This window comes from Novosphingobium sp., assembly GCF_027489515.1.
GTDB lineage: Bacteria > Pseudomonadota > Alphaproteobacteria > Sphingomonadales > Sphingomonadaceae > Novosphingobium.
Map to the genome: position 1 here is coordinate 1 of NZ_JAIXZS010000078.1, position 23,725 is coordinate 23,725.

At 59.2% G+C, this 23,725-nt stretch carries 16 protein-coding genes; 10 read left to right on the top strand and 6 right to left on the bottom strand.

Annotation, left to right across the window (positions count from 1 at the left end):
• The 3 genes from Q0082_RS13815 to Q0082_RS13825 all read left to right on the top strand — a co-directional run.
• Positions 1-654 (top strand): conjugal transfer protein TraF (locus Q0082_RS13815; protein WP_298193621.1); only part of this gene is annotated, 654 nt, incomplete at its 5' end.
• A 71-nt stretch (positions 655-725) separates the two neighbouring features.
• Entirely contained in the window at positions 726-2,108 is a 1,383-nt protein-coding gene (locus Q0082_RS13820) for a conjugal transfer protein TraH (protein ID WP_298193623.1), read from the top strand.
• 28 nt (positions 2,109-2,136) lie between these two features.
• On the top strand, positions 2,137-4,917 hold the full coding sequence (locus Q0082_RS13825; RefSeq protein ID WP_298193626.1) for a conjugal transfer protein TraG N-terminal domain-containing protein: 2,781 nt from the start codon (positions 2,137-2,139) through the stop codon (positions 4,915-4,917).
• Between the two features lie 44 nt (positions 4,918-4,961).
• On the opposite strand, the gene Q0082_RS13830 is transcribed toward Q0082_RS13825, so the two are convergent.
• Positions 4,962-5,177: a hypothetical protein gene (locus tag Q0082_RS13830; protein WP_156442067.1), complete on the bottom strand. Its 216-nt coding sequence runs from the start codon at positions 5,175-5,177 to the stop codon at positions 4,962-4,964.
• Positions 5,178-5,356: 179 nt separating this feature from the next.
• On the opposite strand from Q0082_RS13830, the gene Q0082_RS13835 reads away from it, so the two are divergent.
• Positions 5,357-6,139, top strand: a complete 783-nt coding sequence (locus Q0082_RS13835) for a hypothetical protein (RefSeq protein ID WP_298193628.1) — start codon at positions 5,357-5,359, stop codon at positions 6,137-6,139.
• Positions 6,140-6,152: 13 nt separating this feature from the next.
• On the opposite strand, the gene Q0082_RS13840 is transcribed toward Q0082_RS13835, so the two are convergent.
• Together Q0082_RS13840 and Q0082_RS13845 are read right to left on the bottom strand one after the other, a co-directional pair.
• Positions 6,153-6,818 (bottom strand): hypothetical protein, encoded by a 666-nt coding sequence (locus Q0082_RS13840; protein WP_298193630.1) that lies wholly within the window; start codon positions 6,816-6,818, stop codon positions 6,153-6,155.
• A 30-nt stretch (positions 6,819-6,848) separates the two neighbouring features.
• Positions 6,849-7,106: a hypothetical protein gene (locus Q0082_RS13845; protein ID WP_298193632.1), complete on the bottom strand. Its 258-nt coding sequence runs from the start codon at positions 7,104-7,106 to the stop codon at positions 6,849-6,851.
• Positions 7,107-7,235: 129 nt separating this feature from the next.
• On the opposite strand from Q0082_RS13845, the gene Q0082_RS13850 reads away from it, so the two are divergent.
• From Q0082_RS13850 to Q0082_RS13875, 6 genes are all read left to right on the top strand, one after another.
• A complete protein-coding gene (locus tag Q0082_RS13850) occupies positions 7,236-7,424 on the top strand; it encodes a hypothetical protein (protein ID WP_298193635.1) in 189 nt (62 codons plus the stop codon).
• A 262-nt stretch (positions 7,425-7,686) separates the two neighbouring features.
• Entirely contained in the window at positions 7,687-9,450 is a 1,764-nt protein-coding gene (locus Q0082_RS13855; protein WP_298193637.1) for a hypothetical protein, read from the top strand.
• Positions 9,447-10,994 (top strand): hypothetical protein, encoded by a 1,548-nt coding sequence (locus tag Q0082_RS13860; protein ID WP_298193639.1) that lies wholly within the window; start codon positions 9,447-9,449, stop codon positions 10,992-10,994. Before Q0082_RS13855 ends, Q0082_RS13860 begins: the two co-directional genes overlap by 4 nt.
• Positions 10,991-16,465, top strand: a complete 5,475-nt coding sequence (locus Q0082_RS13865) for an FtsK/SpoIIIE domain-containing protein (RefSeq protein WP_298193641.1) — start codon at positions 10,991-10,993, stop codon at positions 16,463-16,465. Before Q0082_RS13860 ends, Q0082_RS13865 begins: the two co-directional genes overlap by 4 nt.
• 43 nt (positions 16,466-16,508) lie before the next feature.
• Positions 16,509-17,819 carry a DUF262 domain-containing protein gene (locus Q0082_RS13870; RefSeq protein ID WP_298193644.1) on the top strand — a complete coding sequence of 437 codons (1,311 nt, stop codon included), beginning with the start codon at positions 16,509-16,511 and terminating at the stop codon, positions 17,817-17,819.
• Positions 17,797-18,654, top strand: a complete 858-nt coding sequence (locus Q0082_RS13875) for a protein kinase (protein ID WP_298193646.1) — start codon at positions 17,797-17,799, stop codon at positions 18,652-18,654. Before Q0082_RS13870 ends, Q0082_RS13875 begins: the two co-directional genes overlap by 23 nt.
• Here the strand turns inward: Q0082_RS13875 and Q0082_RS13880 are convergent, their stop codons facing one another.
• From Q0082_RS13880 to Q0082_RS13890, 3 genes are read right to left on the bottom strand one after another with little or no spacing between them, the layout of a single operon-like run.
• Positions 18,655-19,494, bottom strand: a complete 840-nt coding sequence (locus Q0082_RS13880; protein ID WP_298193647.1) for a phosphoadenosine phosphosulfate reductase family protein — start codon at positions 19,492-19,494, stop codon at positions 18,655-18,657.
• Positions 19,491-22,799: a hypothetical protein gene (locus Q0082_RS13885; protein WP_298193650.1), complete on the bottom strand. Its 3,309-nt coding sequence runs from the start codon at positions 22,797-22,799 to the stop codon at positions 19,491-19,493. The genes Q0082_RS13880 and Q0082_RS13885 overlap by 4 nt, the downstream gene beginning before the upstream one ends.
• On the bottom strand, positions 22,796-23,716 hold the full coding sequence (locus Q0082_RS13890; RefSeq protein WP_298193651.1) for a DUF4007 family protein: 921 nt from the start codon (positions 23,714-23,716) through the stop codon (positions 22,796-22,798). The genes Q0082_RS13885 and Q0082_RS13890 overlap by 4 nt, the downstream gene beginning before the upstream one ends.
• Positions 23,717-23,725: the final 9 nt, after the last annotated feature.

Below are 23,725 nucleotides of genomic sequence, written 5' to 3' on the forward strand. Positions count from 1 at the left end.
AAACGAAAGGCGCGCGAACGCGCGCAGCAGCAGCCTGCCCAAAGCCCGCCTGCGGTTGATCGTATGGCGGCGATTACCCGCCAGCTCGACGAGCTCAAGGCGCGCGCGATCCTCGAGCCAACCTCGGAGAACATCGTCAACTACATCCGCTTCCAGCGCGAGCAGCTCGATCGTGCTTCAACCTTTGCCGACGTCTGGAGCCGGGCAATCTGGCAGAACCCCGAGCTCGATTACACCCTCGAGCGCCCGGTCTCGACCCTCGCCAAACAGACCTGGCTGACCGATCGGCGCCAGCAGCGCGAGGGCTCGATGGCCGCGCTCACCGAGCGTTATGGCGTTTTCTATTTCTACTCCTCGTCGTGCTCTGCCTGCCGGACATTCTCGCCGGTTATGCGGGCCCTGTCCGACAGCTACGGCCTCGAGGTTCTGGCAGTCTCAATGGACGGCGGGCCCAATGAAGCGTTTCCCAACTTCGTGGTCGACAGCGGCCAGTACCAGCGCATGGGCCTGCAGGGCGGCACCGTCCCCGCGCTCGTTCTGTTCGACACCCAGACAAAGCAGCCCATTCCGATCGGTTACGGCGTGATGGCGGCCGACGAGGTCATGCAGCGCATCTTCTATCTGACCAAGATCGAACCGGGGAGCGACTACTGATGGCACACAAGCCCACGAAAGCCTTTGGGACCCGACTGCTAACGCCGATCCTAAGGCGTGCGGGCATTGCAATGTCGGCGCTGGCCGTTGCCAGCATGGCCGGCGGCCCCGTTCACGCGAATGTCGGCTCTGAGCTCAACAGCTTCTTCAATGACATGGGCGCTGCTGCAAACGCTACCGGGCCGGTCGCCTATCAGGGTCAGTCTGCGGGCTACTATTCGGGCGGCAACATCTGGACCCGCTTCCCGCAAAGAAGCGTCAACCCGGTCAATCTCCAGTTGCCCTCGGTCAAGGCCGGCTGCGGCGGCATCGACGTCTTCTCGGGCTCCTTCTCGTTCATCAACTCGGACGAGATTGTGGCGATGCTCAAGGCGACAGCCAACAATGCGCTGGGGTTCGCGTTCCAGCTCGCGATCAAGTCGATCAGTCCGCAGATCTCCGCCACGATCGAGGAAATGGCCCAGAAGGCGCAGCAGATGAACCAGTTCAACATGAACAGCTGCGAGACCGCGCAGAACCTCGTCGGCGGCCTGTGGGGCAAGTCCGATCGCATGTCCTCGGAGATCTGCAAGTCGATCGGGAACAGCCAGGGCTTGTTCTCGGATTGGGCCAAGGGGCGCCATGAATGCGGGACGGGCGGTCAGCGCGAGGCGACCCTGAAGGCGAACAAGGATCCCGCCATTCCGGCGGCCAGCTACAATTTCACCTGGGAGATGCTGAAGCAGAGCTACCCCAGTTTCTCGGTGAACTTCCGCGAATACCTGATGACCTTCGTGGGCACGGTCATCTTCTACCAGGACGGCGATGCCAGCGGCAAACGCGGCTACCAGTTCGTCGGGCAGGGAGACCGGGCACTGCTGACGGCGCTGCTCGATGGCGGGGGCTCGGTCACGATGCTGAAGTGCGACACGAGCGACAAGTGCCTCAACCCCACTACGCAGAGCATGTCTGTATCTGCCTCGCAGGCCCTCAAGCCGCGGGTGCGGGCGATGATCGAGAGCATGAACGGCAAAGTGCGCAGTAATGCTGCTCTCACGCCTGACGAGATCGGTTTGCTCGGGGCCACCACCATCCCGCTCTACAAGATCATCTCTGTCAACGCGGCCGCAACGCTTGGCGGCATGACCGCCAACGACATGAATGATCTTGCCGAGATCGTCGCGATGGACCTGCTCGATGCGTTGGCGCAGCAATACTATGGCTACGCCTCGCGCGGTGTCGGCTCGTTCCAGAACGCCAATGAGGAAGCGCTAGCACAGTGGCGGGCGCAGATCGTCTCGGTCCGTCAGGTGCTCGATACCTATTCGCAGGGCATGAACCTCCGGCTTGAGCGGACCCAGCACGTCGTCCAGCGCGCGGTCTTCCTTGAGGGTACGCTCCGCAACAACCTTTCGCCCCAGATGTCGGCTGCGCTGCGGTTCAGCACGTCCCTCTCCAACCAGGGCCTGCAATAGGTCCGACCCGCGGCAGGAGGGACGAGCGATGATGGAGATCTTCACGATCGGCGGGGGCGAGTATCTCGTCAATGTCTTCAACGCGGTCAGCGCCTGGACCGGGGGAGGGGGCTTTCGTGCCCTGCTGCGCGTCGTGATGGTGATCGGGCTCATCTACACTCTCTTGATCGTGGCCTTCAGTCTCGACTGGCGTGCCTGGTTCAACTGGTTCCTAGGCGCGACGCTGATCTATGGCGTGCTGGTCGTTCCTGTGACTTCGGTCCGGATCACCGATCGCCTCAACCCTTCGCTTGCGCCGGCGACCGTTGCCAACGTGCCCATCGGTCTGGCGATGATTGCCTCGGTCAGTAGCCAGGCCGGTGACTGGCTGACTCGCACGGCCGAGACGGTCTTCGTGATGCCTGGTGCCTTGCAGATGTCGACCAACGGGATGATCTACGGGGCCCGGCTTTGGGACCGCACCCGCGACTTCCACATCCGGGATCCGCGCATCAGCGCGAACCTCGGCGAGTATTTCAAGCAGTGCCTGTTCTATGACATTCTTCTGGGGCACACCTCGTTCGACACCATCGCCAACTCGAACAACATTCTTGCGGACATGGGGCCGGGGTCTCCTGCGCGCGCCATGAAGTTTCTGCCGGCGGGCGGGCCGCCAACCATCGTCACATGCCAGAATGCCTATAACGAGCTTCAGACGGGCATCGCGGCTTACACCGAGCTGGGTCTGCAACAGGAGGGGCGTAAGCTGTTCCCGGGCCTGACGCCGGCGCTGGCAAGGGCGAAGCTCGTCTCTGACCTGCCCGTCATAGCAAACCAGTTCCATGGCAGCTCGCAGACAGCCCAGCAGATCTTTCAGCAGCGCTCGCTGGTGAACGCCTTTCTTGAGGCGCGTGCCAACCTTGGAGCGGCCGATGGCGATACCTTTGCAATGCTTCGGGCGGAGGAGCAGGCACGCAACACCTATACCTCGATCGCGCAGCAGGCGATGACATGGGTGCCGCTGCTCAACATCGTCCTGACGGTGGTCTTCTACGCCATGTTTCCGGTCATCTTTCCGTTGTTTCTCATGCCGCGGACCGGGACAATGGCGCTCAAGGGCTACTTCACGGGGTTCTTCTATCTTGCGGCGTGGGGCCCCCTCTATGTCGTCCTGCACATGTTCATCATGGACCGCGCATCGGACTCCCTGAACGCGACCGCGCCCGGCGGCATTACTATGGCCGGCATGGCGGGGGTCGATGCAGTCAACGCCGATACCGCAACGATCGCGGGCTTCCTGATGATGTCGATTCCCTTCCTTGCTGCCGGGATGGCGAAAGGGGCGATGGCGGTGTCGTCGCAAGCGACCTCGATGTTGGCACCGGCGCAGGCGGCAGCCGAAGCTGCGGCAGTCGAGCGTACGACCGGCAACTATTCCTACGGGAATGAGAGCTTCATGAACCTGTCGAGCTTCAACCGGCAGTCCGAACAATGGAATGCCGCGCCATCCTTTACTGGCGGGGCACCGGTCGTCTCCACGGTCAATGCGAACGGGACGACGACGAAAACCATGACGGATGGCGCCAGTGTCTTTGACACGTCGCCGGGCATGAGTCGCCTGGCGTTCGGCGCATCGCTGAGCCAGTTCGCCAATGCCGAGCGGCAGCAGACCCTCTCTGAACTCGAGACGGCGCGGAATACGCTTTCGGAGGAACGGTCGCGTGCGGTTGCCTTCCTTGACCGCGCGTCGACGCGGCAAACAAGCGGGGTGCGCAACTCCAGCGGAAGCGAGAGCTCGTCAGGGTATCGCTCGGGCGAGAACCTGCAGCGGTTCGACAATCAGTCGCTGGATGCCAGGGACACCGTCAGCGAAAGCGATCGTGTCACGCGCTCGAGGGGAGATCAGCAAACCAACATTGATCGTCTCGAGACAAGCCGCAGCGGTAGCATCGGGCTGTCCGGCAGCGTTGCCGGCTCTCGAGGTGGCGATGGCGGACCTGGAGGCAAGGGTAGTGTAGGTGCAAATGGAGGTGTCCAGGCGGGCATCAGCGGTAGCCGCCAACGTACGGACGTTGTCTCCCGAGGAAATGATCGGAACGAAACGCAGGGCTTCGACTCCTCGACATCGGACAATCGTTCGAATGGTTCAAATGCCACGCAAGACAGTGGCAGTTATGCTCAGAGCGGAAGCTTCAGCCGGAGCGAGGGCTATTCTGAGAACGCCTACTCACGCGAGCGCGCACTTGAGGAGATCCGGCGCATCGATCAGCGGATTGCCCAAATTGATGAGCTGGCGACGTCACTCACCGACAGCACCTCAACACGGGAGGGATATGGCGCCAATCTCGCCTTCGACATGAGCCAGATTGTGGCAAGCCGCTATCAGGAAAAAGCAGCCGAACTCGGGATCACTGCCCCCAGCCTTGCTCGCACCGACTACAGTCCGCAAGAGCAGGCCGCCTATGAGCTTGTCGCGCGCGAGATCATCTCGGATTACTACGATCAGCGGGTGGCACCTTTCAATGATATCATCCCGGACAAGGGAACACTTACCGGCAACGTCGCTGGGCCGGGTAGCTTCACTGAATCTGACCTTAGGGCTCGGACGCCGCAGCGATCTGGCGGATCCTCGCGGAAGCTTGGGGAGGGATCGACCGATGGCTCGATTGGTGCTCGGATAAGCGAAGGGCAGGGGAGCCTGAAGGAGCGCTACGAAGCCAATGGCACCCGCTTTGGTGAGCGGCGTCAGGAATTTGACGGGGGGCGTTCCGCTTCAGGCGGTGCTGAGGATCGCTTCAATGAACGGTTCTATGACCGCGATCAGCGATAGAGCAGATTGGAAGTTGGAGCGGCGCCCAATATGGGATCGACCGGCTACCAGCTAAGCAAGCCGAGCGCGATGAAACCGATGGAAACCAAGATCACGATCCAAGGTCCAACGCTGCTTTGGCGGTGGTCATTTAGATGAGAGTGGGCATCGTTTTCTGGAATACGTGATTTCAAAAAATCTGGATCACCATTCCCAGTCAAATCGTCAGGGATTGCCCGTTTCGAGAAATCGACAGCTCTCCAGTTTTCAAAGTCTTCCATCGCTTTTCTCCAATCGACACATATCATTATCATGTATCAATGACAACGATTGGAGGTGGCATAGGCAACTGGCTGGAGTTGAGGGAAGCACCATAGGAGGCTGCATTTCGCAGGCGTTATGCTAAGTTGAAACCCGTAGAGAGCGGCAAGCGCCATCGCTGGCGGGCCGTGGGGAAGTCATGCTGTCGAAGATAGACGCGACTTATATCGAGCTGCGTGAGCGGATCATGCTGGGCGACTTGCCGCCCGGCACTTCGATGACCGCCGACGACATTGTCGCGCATACCGGCGTGTCGTTGACGATGGCGCGCCATTTGCTGGTGTCGCTGGGCGTGGGTGGCTATCTCACCAAGCGTGGCCGTGCCTATGTCGTCTCGACCTTCACGAGAGAACAGATCGAGGAATGGCACCTTGCGCTGGGAGCGATTGTCGAGATCGGTGCTCTTCGTCTGGCATTGGCAGGCGGTGCGCGGTTGCAGGCGGTCGCCGAGAGCCTTGAGAAGGACGTCCGCAGCCATGCCGTGGAGGATGAGGCGTTCTTTCTGGGGGCCATGTCTTTCGCCACGATCGTTCTGGGAGGACCGCAGAGCACCTTGTCCGAGCTGGTCGAGCAGTTCATCCCGCAGGCCTTTTTCAGGTTGCTCTGGCTCTCGGACATCTATGCCGAGCGCACGGGTTTCCTGGTTGAAGCTGCGGACAGCTATCTGGTCGCGGCGCGTGCGGGTGATCTTGATGGCGTACGGAAAGCGAGCCGCTTCTTCTTCGACGCAACCGCGCCGGCGCTCCACAAGTTGATCGAGCAGATGGAGCGCAAAGAATTTCCAAAGGGTGCCCAATATCACGCGCTGCAGGCCATCGAGCCCCAGGTCAGCGGGCTGCCGACGTATACGGGGAGCACGAAGGCGGGACGGCCGCTGCTTGGCCCCTTGAGCGATGCCGGCGCAGCCGCGCATCCATTGTAGGAGTGCTCACCTCTCAGGTCGCAAAGGCGGGCTGCCGCGGGTGGATCCGCATGGCAGTTGCAGCGGCAGCGCAATCGCGCGCAGCGCCCTCACAAAGCAACAGGACCATGGTTCGGGCTGACGTGGTCATGCCCTTGATATCGGTCAGTTCAAGGGCCGCTGCCCGGGCATAGACCTGTGCAACGCTAGCGCGCCTCGCATATTCCTCGAGCGTGGGGACTTCGCCTGTTGCTGCGACGACGCTGACCATCAGCTTCTGGTGCGCGAGGAGTGAGGCAAGCGCTTTGCCGGACGCCGCAGTCCGCTCGAATGCTTCTAGGCGCTTGAGGATCTCAGGGACGGCAGGGGAACGGTCCATAGAGACCAGTCTGACGATAGCCGTCGCCTCAATCCCGGCCAGAACTGCTTGCCGCTCCCACATCTCGTTCTTTGTCGGCCGATACCATACAAACCTCGCCACATCGGCCACAATGAAGCCAAATGCGCGAAGCTCGCCGAACGCATATTCGCCCCAATCCGCGCCTTTCCCTGAAGCCTCGGCGAGAAGGCGTGGATCGGGCTCAAGGGGTACACCGTCGCCCCGGATCACCGCACGGCGCAGATGCTCGATATCGGCATCAGCGCTCTTGGCGAGCTTCTCGATCGCAGTCCGATAGAGCTGGTCGATTCCTTGAGGCATTGCTGAAGGATAGCAGCGAAGGGTGGATCATCAACCGCTTGCTGGCCATTCGCCCCCGTTGAGCTCCTTCACCAATTCAGCAATCCGCTTCCATTCAATTGCGGTTTCATCGAAGGGATCATGCGTCAGAATTCGTGCGCAAGCAGCGTCGATCTGTTCAGCATCGACAGGAATGCTAGCATCCGCCCGATATGCTTCAATGGCGGCGAGCAAGCGCTTGAAATCCTCGTAGTGCCCCATCAAAGCTCCCGCTGAGAACTGTTTCAAATCTAGGCCGATAATCTGCAAACTGTCGAGCCATTTTGCAGACTATCGAAGGCTTCGCATGTCGTTACTTCGCTGTACTGCAAGGCAAAACCATTACCGATTGCCCAATTAGGCAGTCCTGACCGTGATCTGGCTCCCGTTCGTCCCTTTATGGACAGTGAAACCGTTGGGAACTGCCTGCTAGACCAAGGGCACGTGCGAGATAAGTCCGACCGCGCGCCGTTCGCCTACGATATACTGGAGCACCCGCAGAACCTGGTCGAGCGTACCAGCATCGTTATCCGTGTCGAGGCTTCCGAACCTTCATCAATGAAAATGGTGTCGAGCCTGATCGTCTAGACGTGGCTTCCGACTGCCGCATCTTATACACCTACCTCGGTGCGGTGGGCGTCCGCCCCATCACGTCAACTGTTAATGCCTATTTGGCCATATTAGCTACACCATAGAAGCACTTGCGATGTATGACGGACGTCACTGAAAGATTCGTACGCGATGCGGGGCATTGCGTGAACTTTGGGGGAAGAGCTTGTCGGCGAATCCAAAAACTGCGGCATGGGTACGTTTCCTTCGGAATTACGGACCAATTCCGACCAACGATAATATGTATGACGAGTCGATTCAGCGGGCTTTGCGGCGCCACAAGATCCGCCCGATCACCTTGCCGGCACCGCTACGCGATGAACTAGTTACGATGTTCAAGGGCGATGCGCCCGTATCACACATTATCACAGGCACCGCCGGCGATGGGAAAACATATCATTGCCGGGAGGTGTGGACCGAACTCGGCGGAGATATTACTGCCTGGAACCAAGGCGACAAGATTCAACGTCTGGCAATAGGGAAACGAACGCTCGTAATCGTCAAGGATTTGAGCGAGCTGCGCGACGATGAAAGCGATGAACTGATCGTCGAGTTTGCACGCGACGTAGCGAACCCGGCGTCTCAGACTTTCTACCTGTTCGCAGCCAACCACGGGCAGTTGCTCGAGAAACTCAAATCCGCACCACCCACACCCGAGGTGACGCGGGTCGGCAAGGTGGTCGAAGACCTGCTAGTGACCAACGTCAGCGCCGATGAGGGCATAGCACTCGAACTGACCGATCTCAGCAGATCGCCGGCCGCCGACATGGCAATGGCAATTATCAATGAGGTGACCGGGCATGAGGATTGGGCAGGTTGCGATAGCTGCAACGCCAACGGTGACGGGTCATGCCCGATCTTCGAGAACCGCCGTCGGCTAATCGGTGACGATCAGAACGATCTATTCAAGCGCAGGTTGACGGAATTGATCGAACTGAGCGAGCGCAATGGTAGCCATTTCCCGGTGCGGCAATTGCTTGCGCTGGTCGCCAATGCCATCCTCGGACATCCCGACGCACGCGATGGCTTGATGAGCTGCACCGATGTTCCGACGATACAGGCGTCCGGTAAGTCCGATCTTGCTAGCATTTACCGCAATGTATTTGGTGAGAACCTGAAACCAAGCAAGGCTGAGAAGACTGAGCTTTTCCGCAAGCTTAACGCCTTTGGCATTGGTGCCGAGACGAGCAACCGTGTCGATAATCTCCTGGTCTATGGGGCCGATGACCCTGCCTACGCTGCCGACTACGCCGCGCTGGTGCTCAACGATCCGGTCTACGGCGCTACGCCAGCATACGCGAAAGCTCAGCGCAACTACCTCGAAGGAGGTGCCGATGATGGCGACAGGTCGGGCTTTCTGGGGGCGCTTCGAGCGCAGCGACAGCGTTTATTCTTCACTTTGCCGGATACCAAAGCGGCCGACTATGATCTCTGGGACTTAACCGTCTTCCGCTATGCTGGCCTCTATCTTGTGGCTGCCCAGAACATTGCGGCGCGGCAGGCTGTGCCACGGGAAGCGCTCAATATGGTAGTGCGCGGTCTCAATCGCATTTTTACCGGTATGCTCGTGCAAAACCAAGACGAGCTCGTGCTGGCGAGTTCGGGCAGCTACTCGCAGTCGAAGCGCAGCCCGCTTCTTGACGAACTTATTTCGGTCCCGCGCTCGGGCGGAGAAGAAGTCAGCATTGCTGCCGATCAAGCCGATGGCTTCGGCATTTTGGTTAAACTCGTAAGAGGCAGCGAGATCGCCCCCGTGTTTCTGCCCTTGTCTCCAACACGCTTCGAATTTTTAGGTCGTGTTGCCGAAGGCGCACTTCCGAGCAGTTTTTCGCTCGAATGCCATGAGGATCTGCTGGCTTTCAAAGCGCGCCTTCTGCGTGAGACCGAAAACCGCCGTAAGCTCGACGGGGAGGAGGAATCGCCTGACGGCGAGTTGGTCCTGCGCTTTATTGAACTCAATTCCAATGGACGCGCCCAGCCGCGCCGGGTGATTGTACGGGTATGACAATGGAAATATTGGCACGTCCGACCGAGTTCGAGGACCGCTCCGGCCCGGTATTCTGGATCGATGAAGCTATTTGGGGTCACCGCTTGCATGATGAGCAGGCACCCTGGCTGATTTTCCTCGAATTTATGACGGTTTTGCTTGCCGAGCATCGCGAGGGCCGGGCGCTCAAAGAGGAGCGCTTCAACAGCCTTTCATACAAACCGCAGTTGCAACTGCGACTGCGCAATCTCGTCTTCAATAACCCGCACATCATGACTGTTCGCGCCGAGGCTCGATCGGACGAGGCAGCTTGGGCGATGTGGCTCGAAAGAATGGCCGAAAGCGCTGGCGGTATCGAGAGGCCGGACTTCGCCTATCTGCGCGACCGGTTCGATAACTTCGACGATTTTGCCTCCGTACTGAGCTTTCTTCAAGGCTCGGCGATAGAAGGGACGAGCAACAAGCGCTGGAGTTCGAAGTTTGTTTTTCCGTTCGGCCCTCACGCGTTGTACGAGGATGTGAACGTCAAGCCGAGTGGTAGCGTCTCGAACGATCGGCGCTTTTTTGCGCGATCCGGCGAACTGCTTTATTTGATGCTCAGCCGGAGCCAGTATGCCGACGCTCTGCGTGGATTGCTGGTTAGTCGCTTTCTCGAAAGCCCTGCACCCTATGACAGCATGGCGCATGCGCTGCAGGGTGAGCCGCAGTTGGCGAAACAAGAACGCGCTGGCGCTTACCTCCCCTGCTCGAGCCATCCGATCTTCGATCGCCTAGCCGCTGACTGGCTGGCGATCCTGAGCCTTCCGATCCCGGCGCACGACGCGATACCGCATCTGGTCACAATGACCGGCTTGAACCTCATATTGTACCAGCTCGACCGCGCCCGCGAATTGCTCGATCGACCGCCAATTAGCCTAGTGTGTGAGATCGTTTCGCCGCGCAAATCGGTGGTGCGTGATCTCTCGGCCGATAGCTATCAGCATAACAACATGCTCCCTCAGCAAGCCATCGAGCGCTTCGTGCGGCGAGTTATCGAGACCGATGCCTGGACCGAAGCGCTGGCGTCGGATGACCCTACGCTCAATACCCTCGACATATTGAAGCGCGAATTTGGTTGGCCCGATGGCGATGACGACCAACTCTCTGCTGATCCGCAGGCCTTTGTCGATGAACTCGTCGGTCGCGCAACCGTTCGCCACAAACAACATGTTGGCAAGATCCATATGACCTGGGCCCGCGCTATCGGATTATCTTCACGCCGCTCGAGCCGCCGGGTCCGGTATGCCCCGACCGACCGGTTGCTCAAGACTTTGGTCATCGCCTGTGTAAGCGAACGCCTTGAATTTAAGGATTTTCTAGTGCGCATTAACGAGCGCTATGGCTTTGTAATCGGCGACGCGCAGGCGCGCCAATTCATTGATTCTGGTACTGCTGATCAAGAGGACTTCTCAGACAACGCCCATCGATTGGAAGAGCGGCTCGCCAGCCTCGGTCTCCTGAAACGGCTCTCGGATAGTTGCGCCTATGTAGAGAACCCCTTCCAGCGAGACGTAGCCGCGTGACCCCGTCAGACCTGATCGGTGCCGCTGGCGCGACCTCCATCCGCTTTCGCCTCGAGGCTTTAACGCCTGACGATGAACTCGCGCGCTATTTGCTCGACCGGCTGACCGGTGAACAAGTTGCTGCGATCACACGCGCGTTGCTCGCCGACCCGGCGACCGCGAGTAAGCTGATGATTGCCCTACCACGCGATCTTGTTGGACCATTTGGGTTGCCCGAGACGGTCATCACCGACGAACGTACCGTGCGCGTCCGCAACTCGGCTTGTAACCAGCCCGCGATGCTTCTGGCGAACACCGACGACGATCAGGGCGCATCGCTTGGTGACGTGACATTGATTGGGGCCAAGCAGCTCACCGAGGAGCCTGGTCCTTGGGTCGATGCCGCTGCAGCTGGTTTGGGCTTGAGCGAAGGCCAGATCGAAGGATGGAAGGCAGCGCTAAAGGGTTTGAACAGCGCTGATGATTGGACGCTGCATCAAATTGGCACCTATGTCGCTATGACGCGAGAGCGAATTGATACAGAGGCGGTTCCAGTTGCAGCAGCCTTAGGGTGGGCACTCCCGGCGCTGCGTTTGCCGCGCGACAGCGGCTATTTTATGGGGCTCGGCGACAAGGATCGCGAGCAGCCCCGGCGCTGGAAAAAGCTGTTTGAGAAGCTCGTCTCCGACCGCAAACCGCTGCTAGTCAAACAGCGTCCTAATCGGCAGATTATCGAGAGCGAGGAACTTCGCAGCCAGTTTGACGAGGTGCGTGAGGACATCCCGGTCGAAGTCCATCCAACAATCCATGCCTTCATCGATACTCCGCCCGGTTGGGGACCTGAGGCCGAAGCGCTGGCGAGCTTCGAATGGGAAGGGCAGAGCGTTCTCCAACTCTTCTCGGGCATCAAGCTCAAGAAGACCTCATTCGCTCAGGAAACGATAAACTTCTTCGATTTCACGCTGCCTGACAGGTTGAGCGCGGCCGATCAAGACTATCTCACGACCCTCAAGACTCGCTCTCTGAAGGAAACTCGCGACGACGACCGCGACTTTTTTGAGGCCCATCGAGACGACCTCGGACTAGACAAGGCGCTGCGCGTCAAATGGGAACGGTTCATCTTCGGCCGCCCGATTGAATGTACGGATTTCCTTGAAGGTCTGCTTCGCGCTATCGAACGCCTGTTCGGACAAGTTAATCTTGTTGGCGGATCGCGCAGGCTGGTGATCAAGTCTTCGCGGCGCACACGCAACCAGTTCCTCGATCTCAACGCCGATGTCGGGCTGTCCTTCGGCCTACGCTATCGCGGCCTCAAGGATTTGATGGGCCCCGCAGTCGAGTGGGATGTACCGTACCTCTTCGCCTATGAAGAGTTGCTTGACCGCGCCAAGGCGCGTCAAAAGAAATATCGCCGAAACGAGTCTACCGCGCGGGGCGCGATCCAGATTAAATTCGACATCGCCTTGTCTGTCGGGAGTGAACGCGCGACCGTTCAGCTCGTGTGGTCGGGCCAGCCAGGCGTGATCGGGCTCGAACTACCGAAGGACATCGGGCGATTGCTTAAGCGCCCCTTCGTACGCAGCCATGTCGCGCGTCTACCGGTCAGTCGGAAAGGCGCGCTTCAGGCCGTTTCGCTATCCGATGTCGGCACCTTGCAGCCTGCCTTCGGCCAGGATTCGGGCACCTTGGTCCCGCGCACTAACGCCGGCGATGATATCGCAAAGCTTTTCCCCAAAGCGCTGAAGGCGGCAAAGGACGCCGGGCGAATTGATGTCGCCGGCTTCACGGCGATCGAGGCCGCTTGGACGCATTTTGCAAAACTCTATGGCGAGGCGCTCGCCGCACTGCAAAGTTCCGGCTATGCCTCGGGCACGTTGATTGCACAGGCTGACGCTTATGGCGCATTGCTTGGCGCGTTACTCGTGCATGCTGTTGGCGACCTCAATCGTCGTGACTTGTGGGAACCGCTTCTCAGCATCGGCACCGTCCGCGTACTAGGTGGGGGACCGTCGGCGATTGTTGCGCCGTGGCACCCGCTCCGGCTTGCTGCGAGTGCGTCGAAGATGCGGTCGGTTGCAGGTCTTGCAGATTATCTCCTCTCCGATGTTGATGTGAACTTCGGCGATCCCCGCTTGTTTTTCGCCGACCTGCGCGACGAGCTCGCCCATCCGCTCTTTCCTGAGATCGCGGTCGGCTATGACGCTGGCGAAGCGATCTTGTTGGCTGAAACTAGCACTGTGAACGACTATAGCTTGGTCGAGCGTCCAGTGCGCGACCCATCCGAAGCCACCACCGATGTCGACCCAGCTGAAGCCGCGAGGCAGATCCGCAGCTTGCTGGAGCGGTATCTCGATTTGCAGCCACACGAGCGCTCGAACCTCAGCATCATGCTGTTCAACTGTGATGCTGCAGGACTGCCTCTCGCCACTGTTAATGCACTAGGGTCTGTCCAGGATCAGGACGAGATGCATTGTAATGTTCTAGTGCGTCACCGCGATCGATCGCGTCTCTCACGCGTTTACACTGAGCTCCTCGAGCGCTCAGAAGGCGATCCCGATGCGGTGGTGGTGAGTGAGACCTCACGCAACTTCATGTCAAAGCTGCGCATCGGCGTTATGCTGGACAACGGAACGACAGGCAGCAGTGGAACTCGCGAGATCGATGTCGCTTTCTTGCACGATGTAGTGTCACGCCAGGCGCGCGAGCAATGGTTTCCGGTGCCGGCGATTAGCGATAATCCAAGTTTGCTCGAGCATGTTCCGGCGCGATGGTCCTACCGCCGCGTCACCTCGGAGGACGAGCTCAAGGCCACAAGCTATCTCACTTGTCCACGCCAGCCCGATGCAGGCTGGGCCTATGTCGACGCGGTAGCAAATATCGTCCGGCGCCAGTCCCATGCGGCCAACGAGCATTATTTGCCCGCACGTCAGATCTCGTTCCAAGACGGCGGCCTCAAGGCGATGTTCGAGGAAGTGCATGGGCTCGCCGAGTGGGTCGCGACCTACGACGATTTGCTCGATAAACGTCAGCTCGCCGCACAAGGCATCAACGTTATCCGTTACCGACGTCAGCGGACGCATGGCCGGAATATGGTCGTATCCTCGACATCTGAACTGCGTATCTTGCATGTCCTAGTGTTGCGCCGTCTGACAGAGCTTTCGCTCGGACTCGATGATGCCAAGCTGGCAGTGCTTGCGAAGCGCATGATTGACGATGCAAACGCCATTTCCGGCGACATTGTCCTGCGCGCTGCCAAACGCGGGGTATCAGCCGGCGAGCTGATCGGTCTCGTATTGAGCCGCGCCCTGATCGCCGAAGAAATGGGTGGCGCAGCGGCAGTCGCCTGGTTCTTGCTCGACGACTATGCTGAATGGCTTGGCCAAAAAGAGGAGGGCATTGCCGATATTCTTGGCTTGAGCCTCTCCACCGATTCCGCAGGCAAACCGCAGCTTCGCGCGATCGTTACCGAAGCCAAGTATGTCGACCAATCGGGCGCAGCCGAAGCTTGTCGAAAGTCACGCAGCCAGCTGCGGCAAACGGTGGCGCGGATCGACGACGCCTTGTTCGGCGATCCTGGTCGTCTCGACCGCGATCTTTGGCTCTCGCGTATAGCCGACCTGCTGCTCGACGGGACGGCAGCGCTTGGCCAACCAAATTTACTCGAACGAGTTCGCGATGGCATCCGGCGTGGTGCGGTGCCGATCGATCTGCGCGGCTATTCGCACATCTTCATCTCTGGCCCCGCTGGAGATGGTAGCTCGCACGGAGATCAGGAGTTGCTAACGGGCATCAAAGGAGGCCTGCAGGAGACTTTCACCCGCGAGGGCCTCCGTCAGTTGCTCAAAGCCTATGAAGCCGGCACGCCGCTCGGCACAATCCGCGCTGGGCTCGGGCAGAACCATAGCTGGGAGACACTCGACTTCCAGGACCCCGCGCCGCGGGTCGAGTGGACCAAGACCATCGAGGTGAGCGAGGCCAGCGGGCCAGCGAGCAAGCAGATCGTCCATGACTATGACGAAGACGATGATGACGGCGACCCCGAGGGCGGCATCGTTAGCGAGGAGCAGGCACCCAAGGAGTCAGTAGGCGGGGGCGCGGCTGATGGAACCTCGGCGAATGCCGAGGCTTCGGGCGAAGCGCCGACGGATCCGGGTGCTCAGCAATCAGCCGGTGCAGGGAGTGAACCACTCGTAACCGGTCCGGCGGTCACCGTTTTCGTAACCGCTGCGGAACCTGCCGCGACCCCGCCGGCGCCGACAATACCAGTGATTGCCACGCGCGAGCCGTCTCAGCCAGCGATACCTGTCGCCGGCACAGGGGTCGAAGCGCTGATCCATTCACGTGCCGAGGCGGCGCATGAAGAGTCGGCCGAGGCGCAAACCTGGCTTGAGGCAACCGCGCAGAAGCTGCGCTCGGCACTTCTTGGTTACAACCTGCAGGCCAAAATCACGGCAACACGTCTGACGCCCAACGCAGCCTTGATACGCTTCATGGGGTCAGACCGGCTTCGTGTCGAAGATATCGAAGCGCGCCAGTCAGCTTTGCTGACGACCCATGGGCTGAGGCTGATCTCGGTCTCGCCACTGCCCGGTGAGATCGTTGTTGGCGTCGCCCGCCCACAACGCCAGCTGGTATCCCTCTGGGATGTTTGGGGGCGGCGCGAGATCAATCGAAATGCGGCGGGGGTGAACACGTCTTTCGTCTTGGGGCTCAAGGAGCTGGATGGCGAGATCCTGTATCTCAACCTCGGCGGCCCCTTTGCCGGTGGACAGCAGCATGAGCCCCACACGCTCGTCGCTGGCGCGACGGGCTCGGGTAAGTCGGTGTTGATCCAGGCGCTGTTGCTCGACATCGCCGCGACCAACTCAAGTCAGCTCGCCCATATCTATCTGATCGACCCTAAAATGGGCGTCGATTATGCGGCGGTCGAACGCTTGCCGCACCTCCAGGGCGGGGTCATTGTCGACCAGACCCGAGCTGTCGAGGTGATGGAAGGCCTCGTTGCCGAGATGGAGCGGCGTTACGAGCTGTTTCGCGCGCATGGCGCGCGCGACATCCGGTCGTTCAACACCAAGGCCGGGCCGTCCGAACGGCTGCCTTACGTGTTCCTGGTTCATGACGAGTTTGCAGAGTGGATGCTGACCGAGGACTATAAGTCTGCGGTGACCTCCAATGTCTCACGACTAGGTGTCAAAGCGCGCGCCGCCGGCATGCACCTCATCTTTGCTGCACAGCGGCCCGACGCCAATGTTATGCCGATGCAGTTGCGCGACAATCTCGGCAACCGGTTGATCCTGAAGGTTGCCAGCGTCGGCACATCCGAGATCGCGCTTGGCGTGAAGGGTGCAGAACAGCTGCTGGGCCTCGGGCATCTTGCGGCGCGGCTTAGTGGGGAGCCCACGATCATGTATGCGCAGGCACCTTTCCTGTCGGACGATGACATCGACGCAGCGGTGGACGCGATTATCGCGAGCGACAACAGTAGCAATTAGCCTCTTCGAAAGGGGGCCATCAAAACGTAGGTGCATTTGAGAAATGGTTCACTGGAACATTAGTCCTCACCCAATTGCTGATGTGCGTGACTGGAGTGACGCCGGACGGCTTGAACTCCAGCCCGATTTTCAGCGTCGAGAAGTGTGGGCGCAGAGCGCGAAGATCATGTTGATCGATTCGATCTTAAGCGACATTCCGCTGCCAAAGATTTTCCTGGCTAAGACGATTAAGGGTGGAAGCGTTCATCGGGTCGTGATCGACGGTCAGCAGCGAATTTCAGCAATTCTCGCTTTCCTGCGCGACCAATTCATTCTCGAGCCGCCGTATTCTGGCCCTTACCTCGGAAAGCGCTTCTCGGATTTCAATGAGACCGAGACTGATAATTTTCTCCGCTACCGCATTGATTTCAACGAGGCGGACAATCCCAGCGATCGCGAGGTCCGCGACGTGTACATGCGCGTAAACAAATACACAGTTCCTCTCACGCGACAGGAGCTTCGCCGAGCTGATTTTCCAGGAGATTTTCTAGACGTCGCTGAAGAATTGTCGGTTTTGGAGTTCTTCGAGGATGCAGGCGTATTCACGGCGACAGATCGCAGGCGCTACGCCGATGCTGAATATATCTCCGAAATTCTCGCAGCGCTCATCGACGGTGTTCAAGACAAGAAGAATCGGCTCGATGAGTTCTACATCGGACACACGACTTGGCCTTTGGAGAATCGCAAAGCCATCGTGGCGCGCTTTAAAGATGTACTCGCGGATCTTGCGACGATTTTTGCTGAATGGCACGGTGGGATCAAGGGGACACGTTTTCGGCAAAAGGCAGATTTCTACAGCCTCTTCGTCGCTATCGACGAGCTTCGTCGGGAAGGACATCGGCTCGACGAAAGACCAATCGCAGCGTTAGTTCAGGACATTCGCGCGCTAGATTACGGGATCCGGCCTGAGGGAGAAGTCGATATTCTTAGCGAGTATGCGATCAAATGCGTCTCTCAGGCTAACTCAGCGTCAAGCCGCCGTTGGCGTGCAGATTTTCTGAAAGCTATTTTAGCCGGGACGTATCGTGCTGTTCCGCCCACTGGTGACGACCGGACGATATTCTATCGCTTAATGGACGACTACGCGAAGGCTGACGGTGGGAGCATGTGCCCGCCAAAAGAGCACGAATGTCCCGCCGGCGATGGGCTCGTCGACGTACACGATGGTGCTCTCCTTGCGTGGGGCCCAAGCGAAGTAGTTTTTCAGACCGACAACGCCCGCTGGATCCATAGTAGCTGCGCTGCCGAGCTTGCTGACTGGCGGATCATCCAACGACCTTCCGTGGCCGACGATGACCAGCCTGATCTATTTTGATCCTGACGAGCTCGAGAGAGGCCGCTATTTCGAGATTGACGATACTCTGGTCGCAGAAGATGGCCGTTCGTATTCGCTCGGAGACTGGATCGCACGCGGCGGCAACGGGTCGGTGTTTCGATGCGTCGAGCGCAGTTCCGGTACTGAATATGCGATCAAGTTTCTCATGCAGCCGCGTGGCCGGATTCTTAAGCGGTTTTATCGCGAGGTTAGGCTCCTCAAGGAGCTGCAGCATGAGCACATCGTGCGATATCGCGGGACCGGCAGGACCCGTCATTCGGGCGGAACACGTGGCTTACGTTGCCCGTTCCTGATCATGGAGCTTGCAGACAGCAGTTTGTCGGACATCGCCTCGAAGTCCCGCATTCCCCCAGAGATATATGTCGGCCAGTTTCGTGGACTCGCGCGGGGCCTGGCCAACCTACATGCGAAAGCTATCCACCGCGATATTAAGCCCGAGAATATTCTCATATCCGGCGATCGATGGCTTTTGAGTGACTATGGCCTCTGCCGCTTCTCCGACAAACCCGAACTTGATATTACACCGATCGACCAAGCGATTGGACCTAAATACTGGCTGTCACCCGAGGCTCATAATCGACGACTGGGGCAGGGTGATGCTATCTGTCAGGCGTCAGACGTTTTCCAGTTGGCCTCTGTGTTTTGGTACGTTGCCACGGGTCGTCACCCATGTGGCCTCCTGACGGTCGAGGACTGGAGCGGACCCGCCCGGCTGTTCGAGCCAATCCAGCGCGCTCTTCAACACCAAAAGTCTCGAAGGCCGGCCGATGGCGTTGCCTTTGCTGCTGCAATCGAAGCTGCAATTGACGCGTGATTACTTGTGACAAATCACGCAGCTGCTTGCCCCTTCGTCAATGCCATAGACATCGTCGATCGTCTCGGTGGTGTTCGCCGATAGGGGGTTCACCCGGCGACTTCGGCGGAGGCGCTCTCGGCGCTTCTCATAGTCCGCTTTGATCTGCTCGACCCGGTCGGGTGCAATCAGTTCGGTCAAGCTTTCACCTTGGCTCCAGGTAAACGGCGAGCCATCCTTGAGCGCAGTCTTCTCATATTCGATCGCCTCGGCGAACCGGTCTGGGTGATTCTCGGCGAGCCGCACCCATTCAATTTTTTGTTGATAGAAGCAGAACGTGCAGCCTGAACGCGAACGCCACTTATAGTACTCTGGCTCGCCGACATCCGACTGCTCAAGGATCTCTAGTACACCTGCGCGGTCTATTCCTGCATCACGCAGAGGAAAATGCACTCGCATATTGGGATGGGTCGCCTGATAGCCTTCCCGGCTCGGCTCGTCGGCTCGGATTGCGACATAGCTATGGATCGTGGTGCCTGCTTCTAGATCCTTCTTTAGCCAATGTTCGAGGGGGCGCAATTTGAGCTGCCTGGTGCACCAGCGTGTGCGTGGCGAAGGCAGGAAATTGCCATATTCGTCGAGCCAGAAATCGAAATCGCGGTCGGGATTTAGCCGCTGTATCGGCTTTCCTAGAAAGCCCTCCAGCTTGTCCAGAAAACTATAGACCTCCGGTAGCTCCTTGCCGGTGTCGGTGAAGAAATATTCAAGCGGCAGGTGCGGATGGTGTTGTCGCATGTAGACAGCGAGCGAAGCGCTGTCGCGACCGCCCGAAATCCCGAGAATATGGCGTTCGTTCGTCATGCCGCTTCCGCCTCATCCTCAGTTTCGGCGGCAAGTGTAGCCACAGCGCGTGCCAGTGCCGCCAGCTGCAAGCGACTGCCTCTTTTGTCCGCACGGAGCGCTGCAACCAGCTTGTCCGCCATGCCCGCAGCCGCTGTCTTTTCCTGATCGGTGAGAATGAAGCTGCGCATCAGCGGAGGAGCAAGCGGATCGAGGCCGACCACCAACGCCAACGCTTCGCTATGGGTGCGCCGGTCACGAACGACCGCTAGCGCCTCGAGTTCGCGAAAGCGTCGGCCATAGCGTGCAATTTCGGTCAGCGCCTCTTCGCGGTCACGGTCCGACCAGTTTCGCGCAGGGCGGTGCAGCAGCACACTGACCAAGCTCTCTATATCCCCGGTGCCCTGTTCGATTGCTGCCGCGCGATCGGCAAAGGCGTCGAAATTATAGTCGTTGGTCATGCCGCGGATCAGCTGCGCGCGTTCGGCGATGCCGCCAAAATCCCGATGATCGATGCCAAGTGCGCGCCCAAGTGCCACGCGGAGCTCATCGAGCAGCGCGGGATAACTTGCCTCGGCTGCAATGATGGCATTGTAGATCGCGTCCGGCGATAGCCGATCACCGAGTGCAGCGGGAAGATCATCGAACAACAATCGCTCAGGGTCGTCGGCTTTCATCACAACGCCGCGAATGCTTTTGGCGTCGGCATCAATCCGCGAGGTGCGTTTGGCATAATTCGGTAACGCCTCGAAACGCTGGAAAATGGCAGCAGCGATTGGCAGCGATGCGCTGCTCTCTGTGACGTTCAACAGTTTGGCGAGCTCGCTAAGAAACGCCATCTCGCGTATCGAGCGATCAATGCGTCGCAAACGGAAACTGCCGGGCTTTTGCAGCAGCCGGTCAACAACAACATCGTCGATCGCCGTCTGATAGACTCCGTCGATATAGACTGCCGCCGTATCCCGGTTGGCGAGCATATATGCCAACGCAAGTGCAGGCATGACACCGCTCTTTATGCCAAATGGAGGCGCGGACCAACGTGCGTAAATCTTGTCGAGCGGTTCGTCGCCAGCTTGGTCCAGCACGTCCCAGGCCGGCTGCAGCGACTGGCCTTCTCGGCTGCCATCCGGGCCGGAAAAATTGAAGCGGCCTGGCTCGATTTCCCGGTGCAGCCCGAATGGCTTGAGTACAGTTAGATAGAGGCCCAGCTCGGCAGGATATTGCTTCATGCCAAGCTGCTTGAGCTCAAGTCCGCTGACCATCGCATGAGCCAAGTCCCGCAGCGCCGCCATGGCACTGGACGAAGGTTTGTCGCGCTGGAGCAATTCGCTCTTGAGGATTGGCGCTTTGGCAAAGCCAGCATCCGCCAGCATGCTGGCAATGACTGCAAGCGGTTCGGAATGCGACTTACCCGGGGACGGCGAGAGATGCCATTTGGCGCCTTCCAGTGCCGCTTCGAGCTTGCGATGCAATTCGTCGATACAACGCGACTGCCGCGCGGCGATCTCGCGACGGGCGATGCGATCGCCTTCGAGTTGCGGATGTTCGCGAAAGACACGTTCGACTGCCATAAGCTCGGCCGCTGCGTTGCGTAGCGCGAAGCTCTCGCTGGCACTGCCGAGCGCAATGACGCGTCCACTGCCATTAAGCGCCTTCGCAGTCGCCTTGGTGAGCGCGTCGGTCGCCTGGCGCGGCAACGTGCCATCGCTCAGCAACAACAGCATTAGACCGCTTCCTCGTTGCGGGCGTGCCAGGATGCGTTCGACGAGGCCGTCGACGTTGTCGTCGGACGTCACGACTTGCAGCGCGATCTCGAATGTCCGCAGGGCGCCCGTCATGAAATAATGCCGCTTGGCGGCGGCAAAGCCGAAACCCACCCGCTGCGGAATACCCTCCAGCTGGAGTGAATCGACCGGCGCCACTGCGCGGCCTATCGCTTCATCGAGATCAAAATCGCTGCCTGCAAACAGTGCGTAGCCGCCAAGCCGGGGCTGCCGGATTAGGATCGCCCAATCGAGCAGATCGTTGATTGCCGTTTTGATCGCCTTAGGCGTTGCGCCGGGCACAGCTGCTTCGAGAAAATCATCTGCGAGTGCAAGGCCAGAGCCGTTACGAAAGAATTCGATGATAGCCGCCGACTTGGTCAGCGCAACATGAAGGCCTTGGCCTTTTGCGCTGGCTCGCTCGATCGCCTCATAGGCAAGGCTGAAGCGACTGCCGTCATTTCCGGCAGCAAGCGACATGCCGAAATTGGCAGCCATGTAATCCCAAAGCATTGCAGGATCGTAGGTACCACTGACCTCCTCGGCATGCTGAAGAAACTCCTGGAAGCCTGACGGTTCGGCCGAGCTCAAAAACCCGAATACGCTTCGTTCATTCTGCGCAAAGCGCGCACGAGAGATCGGTCCGAGCAACAAGGCGCTGACAGGATTGAGCGGCCACGTATCGGTTAGCGCCTTGGTGAGCACTCCGACTTCCGTCGGCCTGCGCTTAGCGACTGCCTCGGCTACTAGCTTAGCGCGCTCGAAAGCATTGGCTGGAGGTTCGGCCGTAATTGCCCGACCCAAAAGCGCCACTGTCTCATCGGCCCCGGAGAGGAAGGCGATGTCTTGGAAACGGCCTTGAACTTTGGCCCATTCCTGACGGGCATCGCGTGCCGCGCGCGCGGCATATTGCTCAAATGACTGGTGCAGAATGCCGATGACGACGAGCCGGCCTTTACTGCGTGTCGCGCGCTCGGCGAGATCTTGCAGCAAATGCACATCGCCGCCTTCAAGCGCTTCATGTTCGAGCAGCTTGCCGAGTTCGTCAAGGATCAGCAGCGTACCGCTCGACTCAGCTTCGCCACCGGAAATCAGAGCTGCAATCAGGGCGTCGTCGCTTGCGCCATAGTCAGCGGCTTGCGCCGAACTCCAGTCGAGAGCGAGTGTCGCAGCTTCGACAATGGCGTCGCGCAAGCGGGTCCGGCTGCCGGTAACCGCGACCACCTTCCAGCGGCCTTTGGGTTCGGGAAATGCTTCAACATAGAGGCGTGTAAGGGTTTCGCCCGCAATATCGCGCGCTATCTTGCGATTGCCTTTGGTCCCAGCGACGAGATTTGCGACGAGCAGTGCGGCGCTGGACTTGCCGCCGCCATATGGTCCGGTCCAAGTGTAAGCGCCTTGGTGGCTGTCGCATTGGCTTTCAGCAAGTGTTGTCAGAGCCTTGGCTATGCTTGCTTGCAGGATATAGCCAACCAGCGGAGGCGTGCCATTGAGGTCAGCATCGAGACGTGCCGAACGCGCGAACCGGCGGTCGATTGTTACCGTCGAAGCGAGCTTGGTCATGCAGCCACCCGCAGGCTTGAACGGGGATAAGCGAGGCTAAGCGTGGTCATCGCATCAAACGAGCCCGCCCGCTGGATTTGGCGCAGGCCTGCCGTGTCTACCCATTTCCATGCCCCGTCGGTTAGGTCATCGAGGTGCATCAGGCGCGTAACCACGCTGTCTTCGTCGAGCTTGAACACACGACCCGGCGAGCCCGCCGCATAACAAATCTGTTCTGCGGTCAGCGTGGTCGATCCCCCTGAGCGCTCCCAATAATCGCCAAGCGCATAGGCGAAGATTGCATCGTGCAGGCTAGGTTTGGGGCCACGCACAAACTCATACCAACCGCCGAGACGCGCTTCGCGAATGATCGCGAGTTCGGCCAGCAGTGGTTCGGCCGCATCTTCATTGAGGCTGTCGCCGCGCCGGACATAGCTACGCAGGAAAACTTCGATGTCACGTTTAAGGGTTCCGCGCGTTGCGCGCCAACCATTATCCTCGACAAGCGCGAACAATTCTTCGACGAGCATTGCGGGATCGAATTCAATCGCACTGAGGTGATTGAAGGCATAATAAGCCGTCGTTGTCATCTCGGGCGTTGACGCCACGCGCCAATGCGCCAGCCAAATCGTCGCAGCCTGTTCGAGATATGGGTCGAGCCCATCATCGGCGAGGATAGCGCGGCCGAGCGGGGTGGGGGTGATAACCCGCTCCACCTCGTCGAAGAAGCCAGTTGCCAGTGCCCAGTATCGCATTGAGGCCGCCATATTGCGGCCGACACCGAAGCGTGCGATGGCCTCTTGTTCTTGGAATGTTCTCGCATTGGCCTGATCGCCTACTGCGTCGAACGCCTTTTTCAGCCAAAGAAGGCGCAGCGGGAAAGTCTCATGGCCCGCAAACTGCCCTTTCGAATCAAGTGTAACTGTTCCCCGCCTCATATGCCAATG